Genomic DNA, 13,625 nt, shown 5'->3' with positions numbered 1-13,625 from the left:
CTATCCCAAGGATATAACACACAATGGCCACAAACGAGGAAATCGCACCCATCGACCAGCGCATGGCCACAAAAGACGATATCGCAAGCATCGAGCAGCGTATGGCCACGAAAGACGATGTGGCGCTTGTGCCAGCGATTCGTGAAATGGTTGGACAATTAATGGAACGAATGACTGTTGTTGAGTTGCATGTACAAGAAATTCCAATGATGAAACAACAAATCGAACAGTTGTCGCAACAAATGCAAGAAGGATTTGAGAAGTTAGACCATCAAGAAACTGTCCTACAAGCACTTTCACTCCGTTCGATTCAACAAGCAAACGATATCCACTATTTAAAAACAAACGCAATTTCCACGAAATAATGATAAAGGGTGTCCGGCTTTCGTTGGACACCCTTATTGTTATGCTTCTAGCTGTTCACGCCAATGGTGCAACGTGGTTTGCTCCTCTTTGGTGATGATGCCAAGTTCTGTCGCTGTTTCCATGAGCATATCGTAGTCGGTAACGGTATAGTATGGGACTTGTTCTTGTTGAAATGCTCGTTTTCCTTTTTCTAATCCGTATGTAAAAATCGCAACGACACCAAGCACGTTGCATCTCGCTTCACGCAAGGCGCGCACTGCATGCAATGAGCTGCCGCCTGTTGAAATTAAATCTTCGACGACGACGACGTGTTGCCCCTGTTCTACTTTCCCTTCAATTTGCTTTCCTTTTCCGTGTCCTTTCGCTTGACTGCGAACATAGCACATCGGCATATTCAACCGCTCGCTCACCCATGCGGCATGGGGAATGCCTGCCGTCGCTGTGCCAGCGATGACTTCTACATTCGGAAAATGCGTGCGAATGAGTGATGTCAGCTCGTCGGCAATGGCTTGTCTAACGGCAGGGTACGCTAACGTCAAGCGATTATCGCAATAAATGGGCGATTGTATGCCTGAAGACCACGTAAACGGTTCATTTGGACGCAACGATACTGCGCCAATGGAAAGAAGTTGTTTTGCGATTTCTTTTTTCATTATTGTCCACCATCCCATTCCCGTTTTAGACGCTCATATGCTGCATATGGATCATATGCTTTTGTAACGCTTCGTCCGATGACGATATAATTTGTTCCAAGTTGTTTTGCCTCATACGGTGTGACGACGCGCACTTGATCGTCTGTTTTGTCGCCCGCAAAGCGAATGCCCGGCGTGACGGTAATAAACGATGCGCCGAACGATGCGCGAAGAAGCGGCACTTCTTGGGCCGAACAAACGACACCGTCAAGCCCGCTACGGTAAGCGAGAGAAGCGTAATGAACGACCGTTTCTTTCATCGGGCGATCGATCAGCAATTCATCGCGGAGAACTTGCTCGCTTGTACTCGTCAGCTGCGTAACGGCAATGCAACGTGGACGGCTCATCCCGTGTGGTGTTCCTTCTTCTAATCCTTCGATCGCCGCACGCATCATCGCACTTCCTCCTGAAGCATGAACGTTCACTAAATCAACGCCTAGTTTTGCCAACCCTTTCATCGCTTTCTTCACTGTATGTGGAATATCATGAAGCTTTAAATCTAAAAAAATATGATGGCCTTTCTGTTTCAGTTCGTCAATTATTGCTGGGCCTTCTTGAAAATATAGCTCCATGCCGACTTTTAAAAAGAGCGACGTATCGGAAAATGGTTGTAAAAATGTACGCACTTCTTCTTTTGATGCAAAATCAAGTGCTACAATAAACGGTTTGTCCATTGTTCCATCCCCTTCCCGTACATTGTGAGATATGATCGATACGAAGTTCATCTAAAACATTTGGCAAGTCGCGAATAATGTTTGGACAAACGTACGGGTCGATGAAATTGGCTGTACCGATCGCGACCGCACTCGCACCGGCATAAAAAAATTCGATGACGTCTTCCGCGCTTTCAATCCCGCCCATGCCGATAATCGGAAGCGATACCGCTTGACTCACTTCATAAATCATTCGAATCGCAATCGGCTTGATCGCTGGACCAGACAATCCACCTGTTCGGTTCGCTAAAATCGGCTTCGCTGTTTTCACATCAATACGCATGCCTAATAACGTATTAATCATCGTCAATCCGTCCGCCCCTGCTTGTTCAACCGCTTTCGCCATCGCGACGATGTTTGTGACATTCGGTGATAGTTTCACATAAACAGGCACGTCCGACACTTCTTTTACCGCCCGCGTCAGCTCCGCAGCGATTTCTGGAACCGTTCCGAATGCGATGCCGCCCTTTTTCACGTTCGGACATGAAATGTTCAACTCGAGCGCATGAACGTTTGGCGCTTTCGAAATGCGCCGAGCCACTTCTACATATTCTTCTACGGTCGAACCAGCCACGTTAGCGATAATCGGCACGTCATATTGCGCTAACCATGGCAATTCTTCAGCGAGCACCACATCGACACCTGGATTTTGCAATCCGATCGCATTTAACATGCCGCTTGGCGTTTCCGCTACGCGCGGCGTCGGATTGCCGAAGCGCGCGTCAAGCGTCGTTGCTTTAATCATGATCGCCCCAAGCACGCTTAAATCGTAAAATTTCGCGTATTCTCGTCCAAATCCGAAACAGCCGGAGGCAGGCATAATCGGATTTTTTAATGAAAGCCCTGGCAACTCCACTGCTAATCGATTCATAACACGACCTCCCCCGCCCGAAATACCGGACCGTCGCTACATACTTTTTTATATGCCGTTTCGCTATGCGGCACGCGACATACGCAGGCAAAACAAGCACCGACGCCGCATCCCATTCGTTCTTCAAGCGACAAATATACGTCTTGATGCGGAAACTCGTTTGCAAGCGCCCGCAACATCGGCTTCGGTCCACATGCGTATAACACATCAAACGAAAGGCGATAGTGATGAATGACGTCGGTAACAAATCCTTTCATGCCATATGAACCGTCTACGGTCGCAACGGACGTCTCGCCAAACGATGCGAAGCGCTCCTCGTAAAATACGACATCTTTCGTTTGAAAGCCGAGCACAATCGTCACAAATACTCCTTTTTTCACTAGTTGTTTTGCTAACTCATATAACGGTGGCACACCGATGCCCCCGCCAACAAGAAGTGCGCGTTGCCCGCTTGACAGCGCAGAAATCGGGAAACCGTTCCCGAGCGGACCGAGCACATCGACCGTGTCTCCGGGCAATTTTTGCGAAAGGAGCATCGTTCCTGCCCCTTCCGCGCGGTAAATAATTGTACATTCATTCGCTTCTAGATTCATGTCACAAAGGCTGAGCGGACGTCTGAGCAGCGGTCCGCTGTTTGCCACTTTCATATGCACAAACTGCCCCGGTGTACGCATGTGCTGAACGAGCGAGCCGGCGAGCGTCAACTCATAAATGCCTTTGGCGATTTGGCGGTTAGAGATGATCGTCATATTCTCCTTCATACGCCCACCTTCTTTTCCGTCATCGCCATTGTCGAAAACGTCATCGCTTCTAGGACGAGAAGCATCGCTTTCGCTGTATCGAGCGACGTTAAACACGGAATGCCGTTTTCGACTGCTTCGCGACGAATGCGGAAGCCGTCGCTTTCCGTTTCTTTTCCTTTTGTTAATGTGTTAATGACGACTTGCGCTTGGCCTTGACGAATGACATCAAGAATGTTTGGTGAACCGGTATGAATTTTATTGACGACCGTGACTGGAATGTTCGCTTCCCGTAACGTTTGTGCTGTACCGTTTGTCGCAAGTAGCTGGTAGCCGATATGGTAAAACCGGCGGGCGATGTCGATCGCTTCTTCTTTATCTTTGTCGGCGATCGTCAACAACACAGCACCGTGTGGACGAATGTGAATGCCGGAAGCGACAAGTCCTTTATAAAGCGCCTTCGCAAACGTTTCATCTTTTCCGATGACTTCACCTGTCGATTTCATTTCTGGTCCGAGCGAAATATCGACGTTGCGCAACTTCGCAAACGAAAAGACCGGAGCTTTCACATATACACCGTCGCTTTCTTCTTTTAATCCGGTGTTGTAGCCAAGCGCTTGCAACGTTTCTCCTAAAATGACTTTTGTCGCTATATTCGCCATTGGCACGTTCGTAATTTTACTTAAAAACGGAACGGTTCGGCTCGAACGCGGATTCACTTCTAGTACGTACACCTCGCCGTCATATAATACAAACTGAATGTTCAACAGTCCGACGATGCGCAACCCTTTCGCGAGCGCAATCGTATAGTCGACAATTTTTTGTTGAATGTCTTTTGATAACGTTTGTGGTGGATATACGGCAATCGAATCGCCTGAATGGACGCCCGCGCGCTCAATATGTTCCATAATGCCTGGGATCAACACGTCTTCCCCGTCCGAAATCGCATCGACTTCGATTTCTTTTCCGATTAAATAACGGTCGATGAGTACCGGATGTTGCGGATTTACTTTGACCGCATGTTCCATATAATGAAGCAATTCCTCTTCCTTATACACGATTTCCATCGCCCGACCGCCAAGCACGTACGATGGTCGAACAAGAACAGGGTAACCGATTTCGTTCGCAATATGAACCGCTTCATGTACGGAACATGCTGTTTTTCCTTTCGGTTGCGGAATGCCGAGTTGCGCAAGCGTCCGTTCAAATTTGTCGCGGTTTTCCGCACGATCTAAATCTTCAAGCGATGTGCCGAGAATGCGCACGCCGCGCGCCGCTAATTCCGCCGCTAAGTTGATCGCCGTTTGTCCACCGAATTGGACGATGACGCCAATCGGCTGTTCTAAGTCGATGACGTGCATCACATCTTCAATCGTTAACGGTTCAAAGTACAACTTATCGGAAATGCTAAAGTCGGTTGAAACGGTTTCTGGATTGTTGTTAATGATGATTGCTTCATATCCCGCTTCTTTAATCGCCCATACACAATGAACGGTCGCGTAGTCAAACTCAATTCCTTGCCCGATACGAATCGGACCAGAGCCGAGGACGACGACACTTTCACGGGCAGTCACGATCGATTCGTTTTCTTCTTCGTACGTGCTGTAATAATACGGTGTTTCGGATTCAAATTCCGCTGCGCACGTATCGACCATTTTATATACAGGTGTGATTTGGGCGCGTTTCCGCATCTCATATACGTCGCGTTCAGTCATATGCCAAAGTTTAGCGATCGCCACATCAGAAAAGCCCATTTCTTTTGCTTGTTGAAGAACAGTCATATCGCCAACATGGTCGCGTAAAACCGTTTCGAAGGCGACGATACGGGCGATTTTCGTTAAAAAGAACCGATCGATTTGGCTCCATGCATGTACTTGTTCGACCGTTATGCCGCGGCGAAACGCTTCGGCGATGTAAAATAGACGTTCATCGCCCGCTTTTCGAATACGCTTTTGCAGCAAGGCGTCGTCGACTTGTTCTTTTAACTCGAGATGATAGACGTTCGTTTCGAGCGAGCGGACCGCTTTTAATAGCGACTCCTCAAACGTGCGCCCGATCGCCATCACTTCCCCTGTCGCTTTCATTTGCGTACCGAGATGGCGGTTCGCTGATTCGAATTTATCGAACGGAAAGCGCGGAATTTTTGTAACGACGTAATCGAGCGTTGGCTCAAAGCAAGCGTACGTTTTTCCTGTGACCGGATTCATCATTTCATCAAGCGTTAAGCCAACCGCAATTTTTGCTGCTAGTTTGGCAATCGGATACCCCGTCGCTTTAGATGCAAGCGCCGATGAGCGACTGACGCGCGGGTTTACTTCAATGACGTAATATTGAAAACTGTGCGGATCAAGAGCGAGCTGGACGTTGCATCCCCCTTCGATACCGAGCGCGCGAATAATGTGAAGCGAGGCGTTTCGCAACAGTTGATATTCGCGATCGCTTAACGTTTGGCTCGGAGCGACGACGATGGAATCGCCCGTATGAATGCCGACAGGATCAATATTTTCCATATTGCAAACGACGATCGCGTTGTCTTTTGCATCGCGCATAACTTCGTACTCAATTTCTTTATAGCCTGCGATACTTTTTTCTAATAAACATTGATGAACCGGACTCATTTTTAAACCGCTAGAAACGATGTCGACAAGCTCTTCTTCGTTCGTACAAATGCCCCCACCTGTTCCACCGAGCGTAAATGCTGGGCGGACGATGACCGGATAACCAATTTGTTCAACGAACGCATACGCTTCTTGTAAACTATGAACGATGGCGCTTTCCGGCACCGGCTCGCCAAGTTCGTTCATGAGCGCGCGAAATTGTTCGCGGTCTTCTGCTTTTTCAATCGCTTCTAATTTCGTGCCGAGAATTTCAACGCCACATTCCTCAAGCACTCCTGCTTTCGCTAATTCGACCGCTAAATTTAGCCCCGTTTGCCCGCCAAGCGTCGGCAAAATCGCATCCGGACGCTCTTTCCGAATGACGCGCGAGACAAATTCAAGCGTTAACGGCTCCATATACACTTTGTCAGCAATTTCTGTATCGGTCATAATCGTTGCTGGATTGGAGTTGACGAGAATGACTTTATATCCTTCTTCTTTTAATGCTAAACATGCTTGCGTCCCTGCGTAATCAAACTCTGCTGCCTGACCGATGACGATCGGTCCTGAACCGATGACAAGAATCGTTTCAATATCTTGGCGTTTAGGCATGAACGACCCCTCTTTCTTTTTTAAACTGTTCAATCATCGCAATAAAATCATCAAATAAATCGTTTGCATCTTCTGGTCCCGGTGACGCTTCTGGGTGGTATTGCACCGTAAATGCCGGAACGTCGCGATGGCGAAGCCCTTCAATCGTTCCGTCGTTTAAAGCGATATGTGTCACTTGTAACCGCGTGCGTGCAAGCGACTGCTCCGTGACGGTGTAGCCATGGTTTTGTGAAGTAATGGCGACTTTTCCTGTTTCGATATGTTGAACCGGATGATTCGAGCCGCGATGACCGAACTTCATTTTTTCCGTATTCGCCCCGCAAGCGAGTGCAAACAGTTGATGACCGAGACAAATTCCAAAAAGTGGAGCGTGACCGAGTATGCCTTGAATCATATGAATCGCCTCTGGTACATCTTTCGGATCCCCCGGCCCGTTCGATAACATGACTCCATCCGGATGTAGCTGCAACACTTCTTCCGCCGTTGCATTGTATGGCAGCACGATGACGTCGCAATGACGTTTATTTAACTCGCGCAAAATGCCGTGCTTCATGCCGAAGTCGATTAAAACGACGCGATGACCGCGCCCCGGACTAGCGTAAGCACTTTTTGTCGATACGCGCTTCACTTGATCGCGTATAAGCTCCGTTTCTTTTAAATGCGCGATCGCCTCTGTCACCGAAACGTCCATGTCGCAAATCATTCCTTTTAACGTGCCGTGTTGACGAATGATGCGCGTCAGCTTGCGCGTATCGATCCCTGCTAACCCCGGAATGTTTTTTATGCGCAAATATTCATCAATCGTCATTTCACTTCGCCAATTGGACGGGGATAGGCACGCTTCTTTCACAACAAACCCGAACACGTGCGGTTCGATCGATTCAAAATCGTCGCGGTTGACGCCGTAGTTTCCGATCAACGGATATGTCATCGTTACAATTTGTCCGCAATACGACGGATCGGTTAAAATTTCTTGATATCCTGTCATCCCTGTGTTAAAAACGACTTCACCAACTGTTTGCCTTTTACTTCCGAACGCTTCTCCAACAAAACGTGTACCATCTTCTAAAATGAGTTGTCGTTTCATCACTCTCTCCCTTTCTGCCAAACAATGTTTCCGTCGACGACTGTCATCGTCGGCCATCCTTTACACGTCCAGCCTGCAAATGGCGTATTTTTTCCTTTCGAAACAAACGTCGCCGGATCAATCACTTGTGTTGTATGTAAATCGATGACAACGAAATCTGCTTTTGCGCCAACTTTTAATTGTCCGCCATCGAGACGAAACGTCTCCGCTGGTTTTTTCGACAACCAATCAACGAGCTGTTTTAACGTACATACTCCTTTTTCAACAAAATGTGTATATAAAAGCGGGAAGGCCGTTTCTAATCCGACAATTCCAAATGGGGCAAGCACCATCCCTTCACTTTTTTCTTCTTCCGTATGCGGTGCATGGTCGGTCGCAATGAAATCAATCGTTCCATCAAGCAATCCTTCGATTAACGCTTGTTGATCTTCTTTCGTTCGCAATGGCGGATTCATTTTAAAGTTTGCATCGAGCGAAGGAATGTCTTCCTCACAAAGCAACAAATGGTGCGGCGTTACTTCGGCAGTGACGCGAATGCCTGCCCGCTTCGCCTCGCGCACGATGCGTACCGACTGTTTCGTACTGATATGGCAAACGTGATAATGACAGCCCGTTGCTTCCGCTAATAACACATCGCGCGCAATATGTACAGCTTCGCAAACGGAAGGAATGCCAGAAAGCCCATGTCGTTTCGCAAATGCCCCATCGTGCACGCACCCTTTATACGTCAACGTTTCATCTTCGCAATGCGCGACGATCGGCATATCAAGAGCGGCGGCTTGTTGCATCGCTTCATACATCATGCGTGCGCTTTGTATGCCAACGCCATCGTCTGTAAACGCAAACGCCCCTGCTTCTTTTAATGCGGCAAAATCGACAAGCTGTTTTCCGGCTTGGCGTACAGTAATGGCCGCATACGGCAAAACGCGCACGTGCGCTGTTTCGCGAATGCGATGGACGAGCCATTCCATTTGTTGTTTCGTATCTGGAACAGGTTTTGTATTTGGCATCGCCGCAATCGTTGTAAATCCGCCTTTCGCCGCAGCGAGCGTACCTGTCGCAATCGTTTCTTTATGTTCTCCCCCCGGTTCACGCAAATGAACGTGAACGTCAATAAACCCCGGAGAGACAAACTGTCCCTTTACATCAATGACTTCATCATGATCGTCCTCATCTATATGAGAAGCGATATGAGCAATACGGCCTTCATCGATTTTTATATCAGCCGAGATGAACTCGCCTTGTTCGTTAAGCAAGCGCGCACGTTTGAATATGGTAGCCATTTTGTGTCCCTCCTTTTTGTAATGCGCGTTTCAATACAGCCATGCGCACGTATACGCCGTTTTCCATTTGTTTAAAAATGCGAGACCGTTCGCATTCAACGAGTTCGCTTGCGATTTCCACATCGCGATTCACAGGGGCAGGATGTAAAATGATGCTCGTTTTCTTCATTTGTTTTTCTCGTTCAATCGTTAAGCCATATTGCTCGTGATATTGCTCTTTTGTCCAACCCATTTTTTCGTCATGGCGCTCGTGTTGAATGCGAAGAAGCATCACAACATCCGCCTCTTTTACTGCCGTATCAAGATCGACGTATGTGCCATAACCGTTTTCTGTATCTTGCCATTCCGGCGGGCTGCAAAATAAGACGTTGGCACCTAGCCTTGTTAATATTTCAGCATTCGAACGCGCCACTCGGCTATGACGAATGTCACCAACGATCGCCACATCAAGCCCAATAAATGTGCCAAATTGTTGACGAATGGTCATTAAGTCGAGCAACGATTGCGTCGGATGATGACCGCACCCATCGCCTGCGTTAATAATCGAAATGTCAATCGCATGACGGAGCGGTTCAAAATAATGATCGGATGGATGGCGAATGACAACGGCTTCTACGCCAATTGCTTGCAACGTCCGAATCGTATCATACAACGTTTCTCCTTTTTGGACGCTCGACATCTCTGCATCAAACGGAATGACTTCAAGCCCGAGTTTTCGTTCCGCCATCTCAAAGCTGCAACGCGTCCGCGTGCTCGGCTCAAAAAATAAGTTGGCGACAAACGTTTGTTTATTCACTTTCCACGTTTCCCCGTTCGCAAATCGTTCCGCTTCATGCAAAATGGCAAGCACATCATCAACCGATAACTCTGCTAACGTTAGTAAATGGTTCATGCAACATTCCTCCTTTTTAGTAAAAAAAAACCTTGCCAAGCGAGGCAAGGTGTTTGAAAGCATGAGGAAAGAGACCGTTTGGGCAAACGGATTTCCTCGTTCACACCTTTGTAAGCCTCGCTGGACTTCTTTTAAAAGGTGTGTTATGCAACATCGTGTGTTTGTTCAAATACGCTATCATTCACTTTCGGACGACCTGGCAAGATGAGATTTAAGATGATGCCTGTTATCGCGGCAAGCGCCATGCCGTGCACTTCAAATTGTTCCGATACTTTCACGACCGCATCGCCAATTCCAATGACGAGAATGACGGATGAGATCACTAAGTTTCGCTTGTCGCCAAAGTCGATGTTGCTGTCGACAAGCATGCGTAAACCAGAAGAGGCGATAATGCCGAACAATAAGATCGACACGCCACCCATGACTGGTGTCGGAATTGAACTAATGAGCGCCGTCACTTTTCCTAAAAATCCGAAGGCGATGGCGAGCACAGCTGCACCAGCTAACACATATACGCTATATACGCGCGTAATCGCTAATACACCGATGTTTTCTCCGTATGTCGTCTTCGGTGGACCGCCGATGAGAGCTGAAATCATCGTCGCTAATCCGTCACCGAGAATCGAGCGGTGTAACCCCGGCTCTTTAATGTAGTCGCGGCCGACCACTTTACTTAACACTAGCTGATGACCGATATGTTCAGATAACGTGACGATGGCGACAGGGACCATCAAAAGCACAATATCGAGCGTCACGCGCACATCGTAATGAACGAACGGCAATAAGAAATCTGGCATTTCAATCCATTTTGCTTTCGCAACCCCAGATAAATCTACCACACCAATGGCTAACGCGTATACGTAACCGACGATAATTCCCATGAGTACAGGGACGAGGCTAAACATTCCTCTAGATAAAATCGAAAACATAATTGTTGCGGCAAGCGTGACAACAGCAACAGAAAAGTGCGTTAAACTATATTTTCCATCTGGACCGTTCATCGCCATGCTGACAGCGACGTTTGCTAATCCTAATCCGATGACGATAATGACCGGGCCGACGACGATCGGCGGAAGTAAATTCATAATCCAACGATAACCTGCTTTTTTAATCGCTAAAGCGACGATGCCGTATACAAGCCCTGCTAAAAAGCTGCCGATCATCGCTGCTCCTGGTCCGCCTGTTGCTTTTGCTGCAATAATTGGCGTAATGAACGCAAACGATGAGCCGAGGTAAGCAGGCACTTGCCATTTTGTAACGATTAAAAAGGCGATTGTGCCAAGTCCGCTTGAAATGAGCGCCATCGCTGGACTTAATCCGACTAAGTATGGCACTAAAATCGTGGCGCCAAACATCGCAAATAAATGTTGTAAACTAAGCGTCATAAGCTGCCCAAAAGAAGGGACATCTTTCACATCTAAAACCGGTTTGTTCATTTTCTCTCTCCCTTTCTATTTTAATAAGAAACCCTCTTTGTCCGTACGAAGGCACAAAGAGGGTATAGGAAACGAATCCCCTTTGTCAGCCTCGCTGGACTGCCTTTAAAAAGGGTGCTTTATTCATGTATGCTCACTTGATCGATGTCATCGACTTCTTTTAATTCGACGACGATCATTTCTGCGCTCGATGTCGGAATGTTTTTGCCGACGAAATCGGCGCGAATCGGTAGTTCGCGATGACCGCGGTCAACGAGAACGGCTAGTTGAATTTGCGCCGGGCGACCGAGATCCATGACGGCATCCATCGCTGCGCGCACCGTTCGCCCTGTAAATAATACATCATCGACTAAAATGACTTTTTGATTTGTAACAGAAAACGGGACGTCCGTTCCTTTCACAAGCGGTTCACGATCTTCTGTTTTTACCGTTAAATCGTCACGGTATAACGTAATATCTAACTCACCGACCGGAATGGATGTTCCTTCAATTTGTTCAATGCGTTCGGCTAGTCGTTTCGCTAAATAAATGCCGCGCGTTTTAATGCCGACGAGCACGCAGCCGTCAATACCTTTATTGCGCTCAATAATTTCGTGAGCAATGCGCGTTAACGCGCGCCGAATCGCTTGTTCATCAAGGACAACTGCCTTTTGCATCGTCTCACCTCCATACAAAAACCCTCTCACCGTTTGGCGAGAGGGTACATGTAGGCATACGTCACCTAAATCCGACACCTTCTCAGCCTCACGGGACTGAATTTAAAGGTCTTGTTCACTTGAACTCATTGTACGTTTCTTTTTTTGTTTTGTCAACGATTATTTCGCAACATATCGAGCAATCGTTCAAATTCATGAGGAAGCGGGGCTTCAAACTGCAAATATTCGCCTGTGCGCGGGTGATGGAATCCTAATACGCCCGCATGAAGCGCTTGTCCGTCAATCGGCAACGTTTTGCGCGGACCGTATTTCGGATCTCCGGCAAGCGGGTAGCCGATATATTTCATATGAACGCGAATTTGATGCGTTCGCCCTGTTTCGAGCTGACATTCGACGTACGTATAATGTTCAAACCGTTCAAGGACGCGAAAATGCGTCACCGCTTCTTTCCCGTTTTCAACGACAGCCATGCTTTGCCGATCACGCGGGTCGCGTCCAATCGGCGCATCGATCGTTCCGTAATCGTGCGAAATGACGCCATGAACGATCGCATGATATTTCCGCGTCACCGTTTTATTAACAAGCTGATTGACGAGCGATTCGTGGGCGAGATCGTTTTTAGCAACCATTAATAAGCCGGACGTATCTTTATCGATGCGATGAACGATGCCCGGACGCAATACGCCGTTAATTCCTGAAAGATCTTGACAATGAGCAAGCAACGCATTGACGAGCGTTCCGCGCATATGACCGGGCGCTGGATGAACGACCATGCCACGCGGCTTGTTGACGACTAATACATCAGCATCTTCGTAATAAATGTCGAGCGGAATCGGCTCAGGCTCGACATCTAACGGCTCAGGATTTGGAATGGAAATGACGACTTCATCATCGACGTGGCATTTGTAGTTCGGTTTGACCGCTTTCCCGTTGACGAGCACATGTCCTTCTTTTAGCCATTGTTGCACTTGCGAACGCGACCATTGTTCATTTAATCCAGCGATAATTTTATCAATGCGTTCCCCATCATGTTGTTCTTCAATCGTTAGTTGAATTTGCTCCATCGCTCATTCCCTTTCGTTTTTTTTCTTCCATCCATGTTTGGATAAACAAAAGCGTCACGCCAACCGTTAATGCGGCATCGGCGACGTTAAAAATCGGAAAGCTGTAATCGAAAATATACGTATGTACAAAATCGACGACTTCTTTTCGAAACACGCGATCAATAAAGTTGCCGATCGCCCCGCCAAGCATAAGCCCGAGAGCGACGCCGAATAGCCGCTCTGTTGGCTTCAAGCGCTGAATATATACGATAATCCCAATGACGACGACAATCGTAATGAGATAAAATAACCAAAATTGCCCTTGCAACATGCCCCATGCCGCCCCGCGATTGCGATGCGACGTCATGTACAACACGTTTTCAATGACACGAATGCTTTCTCCTAGTTCCATATAGCGAACGACGAGCCATTTCGTCCATTGATCGATGACAATGACGACAAAAGCAAGCAAATAATATAACATCATACCCCTCCAAAGCGAAATTCTTTTTCATTTTATCATAAACAATCCCCCCTTAAAAGAGAGGGTATTGTCAAAAGTTTTAAAGACATACCCTAAGTTTTTATTGATTTTATGCGGTTTTCGACAAAAAAAGCTTGCCACCCCTGCTGTTTT

At 47.5% G+C, this 13,625-nt stretch carries 13 protein-coding genes; 1 reads left to right on the top strand and 12 read right to left on the bottom strand.

Annotated elements, in window-relative coordinates:
* Window positions 1-23: 23 nt before the first annotated feature.
* Complete coding sequence (locus EKC99_RS13820; protein WP_240468890.1) at window positions 24-365, top strand: hypothetical protein; 342 nt, start codon at window positions 24-26, stop codon at window positions 363-365.
* 39 nt (window positions 366-404) lie between these two features.
* Here the strand turns inward: EKC99_RS13820 and pyrE are convergent, their stop codons facing one another.
* The 12 genes from pyrE to lspA all read right to left on the bottom strand — a co-directional run bounded on the left by pyrE (window position 405) and on the right by lspA (window position 13,472).
* The gene (pyrE, locus tag EKC99_RS13815) at window positions 405-1,019 is read right to left on the bottom strand and encodes an orotate phosphoribosyltransferase (protein ID WP_163152399.1); all 615 of its coding nucleotides are present in this window, start codon (window positions 1,017-1,019) and stop codon (window positions 405-407) included.
* On the bottom strand, window positions 1,019-1,732 hold the full coding sequence (gene pyrF, locus EKC99_RS13810) for an orotidine-5'-phosphate decarboxylase (protein ID WP_163152397.1): 714 nt from the start codon (window positions 1,730-1,732) through the stop codon (window positions 1,019-1,021). The genes pyrE and pyrF overlap by 1 nt, the downstream gene beginning before the upstream one ends.
* Window positions 1,704-2,642, bottom strand: a complete 939-nt coding sequence (locus EKC99_RS13805) for a dihydroorotate dehydrogenase (protein WP_163152395.1) — start codon at window positions 2,640-2,642, stop codon at window positions 1,704-1,706. The genes pyrF and EKC99_RS13805 overlap by 29 nt, the downstream gene beginning before the upstream one ends.
* A complete protein-coding gene (locus EKC99_RS13800; protein WP_163152393.1) occupies window positions 2,639-3,403 on the bottom strand; it encodes a dihydroorotate dehydrogenase electron transfer subunit in 765 nt (254 codons plus the stop codon). Before EKC99_RS13800 ends, EKC99_RS13805 begins: the two co-directional genes overlap by 4 nt.
* A complete protein-coding gene (gene carB, locus EKC99_RS13795) occupies window positions 3,400-6,591 on the bottom strand; it encodes a carbamoyl-phosphate synthase large subunit (RefSeq protein ID WP_163152391.1) in 3,192 nt (1,063 codons plus the stop codon). The genes EKC99_RS13800 and carB overlap by 4 nt, the downstream gene beginning before the upstream one ends.
* On the bottom strand, window positions 6,584-7,678 hold the full coding sequence (locus EKC99_RS13790) for a carbamoyl phosphate synthase small subunit (RefSeq protein ID WP_163152403.1): 1,095 nt from the start codon (window positions 7,676-7,678) through the stop codon (window positions 6,584-6,586). The genes carB and EKC99_RS13790 overlap by 8 nt, the downstream gene beginning before the upstream one ends.
* Window positions 7,678-8,961: a dihydroorotase gene (locus EKC99_RS13785; RefSeq protein ID WP_163152389.1), complete on the bottom strand. Its 1,284-nt coding sequence runs from the start codon at window positions 8,959-8,961 to the stop codon at window positions 7,678-7,680. Before EKC99_RS13785 ends, EKC99_RS13790 begins: the two co-directional genes overlap by 1 nt.
* The gene (locus EKC99_RS13780) at window positions 8,927-9,853 is read right to left on the bottom strand and encodes an aspartate carbamoyltransferase catalytic subunit (protein ID WP_163152387.1); all 927 of its coding nucleotides are present in this window, start codon (window positions 9,851-9,853) and stop codon (window positions 8,927-8,929) included. The genes EKC99_RS13785 and EKC99_RS13780 overlap by 35 nt, the downstream gene beginning before the upstream one ends.
* A 143-nt stretch (window positions 9,854-9,996) precedes the next feature.
* Window positions 9,997-11,289 (bottom strand): solute carrier family 23 protein, encoded by a 1,293-nt coding sequence (locus EKC99_RS13775; RefSeq protein WP_009373558.1) that lies wholly within the window; start codon window positions 11,287-11,289, stop codon window positions 9,997-9,999.
* 119 nt (window positions 11,290-11,408) lie between these two features.
* Window positions 11,409-11,945, bottom strand: coding sequence for a bifunctional pyr operon transcriptional regulator/uracil phosphoribosyltransferase PyrR (gene pyrR / locus EKC99_RS13770; protein WP_021094892.1), 537 nt, complete (start codon window positions 11,943-11,945; stop codon window positions 11,409-11,411).
* Window positions 11,946-12,097: 152 nt separating this feature from the next.
* Entirely contained in the window at window positions 12,098-13,009 is a 912-nt protein-coding gene (locus EKC99_RS13765) for an RluA family pseudouridine synthase (RefSeq protein WP_163152385.1), read from the bottom strand.
* On the bottom strand, window positions 12,984-13,472 hold the full coding sequence (gene lspA / locus EKC99_RS13760) for a signal peptidase II (RefSeq protein ID WP_163152401.1): 489 nt from the start codon (window positions 13,470-13,472) through the stop codon (window positions 12,984-12,986). The genes EKC99_RS13765 and lspA overlap by 26 nt, the downstream gene beginning before the upstream one ends.
* Between the last annotated feature and the right edge of the window lie 153 nt (window positions 13,473-13,625).

The organism is Anoxybacillus sp. MB8 (assembly GCF_011006755.1).
Taxonomy (GTDB): Bacteria; Bacillota; Bacilli; order Bacillales; family Anoxybacillaceae; genus Anoxybacillus; species Anoxybacillus gonensis.
This window is presented reverse-complemented; position numbering and strand designations above follow the sequence as displayed.

Excerpts from the sequence above, each read along its gene's own strand:
- EKC99_RS13820 (WP_240468890.1), top strand. The coding sequence starts at position 24 with ATGGCCACAAACGAGGAAATCGCACCCATCGACCAGCGCATGGCCACA.
- pyrE (WP_163152399.1), bottom strand. The coding sequence starts at position 1,019 with ATGAAAAAAGAAATCGCAAAACAACTTCTTTCCATTGGCGCAGTATCG.
- pyrF (WP_163152397.1), bottom strand. The coding sequence starts at position 1,732 with ATGGACAAACCGTTTATTGTAGCACTTGATTTTGCATCAAAAGAAGAA.
- EKC99_RS13805 (WP_163152395.1), bottom strand. The coding sequence starts at position 2,642 with ATGAATCGATTAGCAGTGGAGTTGCCAGGGCTTTCATTAAAAAATCCG.
- EKC99_RS13800 (WP_163152393.1), bottom strand. The coding sequence starts at position 3,403 with ATGAAGGAGAATATGACGATCATCTCTAACCGCCAAATCGCCAAAGGC.
- carB (WP_163152391.1), bottom strand. The coding sequence starts at position 6,591 with ATGCCTAAACGCCAAGATATTGAAACGATTCTTGTCATCGGTTCAGGA.
- EKC99_RS13790 (WP_163152403.1), bottom strand. The coding sequence starts at position 7,678 with ATGAAACGACAACTCATTTTAGAAGATGGTACACGTTTTGTTGGAGAA.
- EKC99_RS13785 (WP_163152389.1), bottom strand. The coding sequence starts at position 8,961 with ATGGCTACCATATTCAAACGTGCGCGCTTGCTTAACGAACAAGGCGAG.
- EKC99_RS13780 (WP_163152387.1), bottom strand. The coding sequence starts at position 9,853 with ATGAACCATTTACTAACGTTAGCAGAGTTATCGGTTGATGATGTGCTT.
- EKC99_RS13775 (WP_009373558.1), bottom strand. The coding sequence starts at position 11,289 with ATGAACAAACCGGTTTTAGATGTGAAAGATGTCCCTTCTTTTGGGCAG.
- pyrR (WP_021094892.1), bottom strand. The coding sequence starts at position 11,945 with ATGCAAAAGGCAGTTGTCCTTGATGAACAAGCGATTCGGCGCGCGTTA.
- EKC99_RS13765 (WP_163152385.1), bottom strand. The coding sequence starts at position 13,009 with ATGGAGCAAATTCAACTAACGATTGAAGAACAACATGATGGGGAACGC.
- lspA (WP_163152401.1), bottom strand. The coding sequence starts at position 13,472 with ATGTTATATTATTTGCTTGCTTTTGTCGTCATTGTCATCGATCAATGG.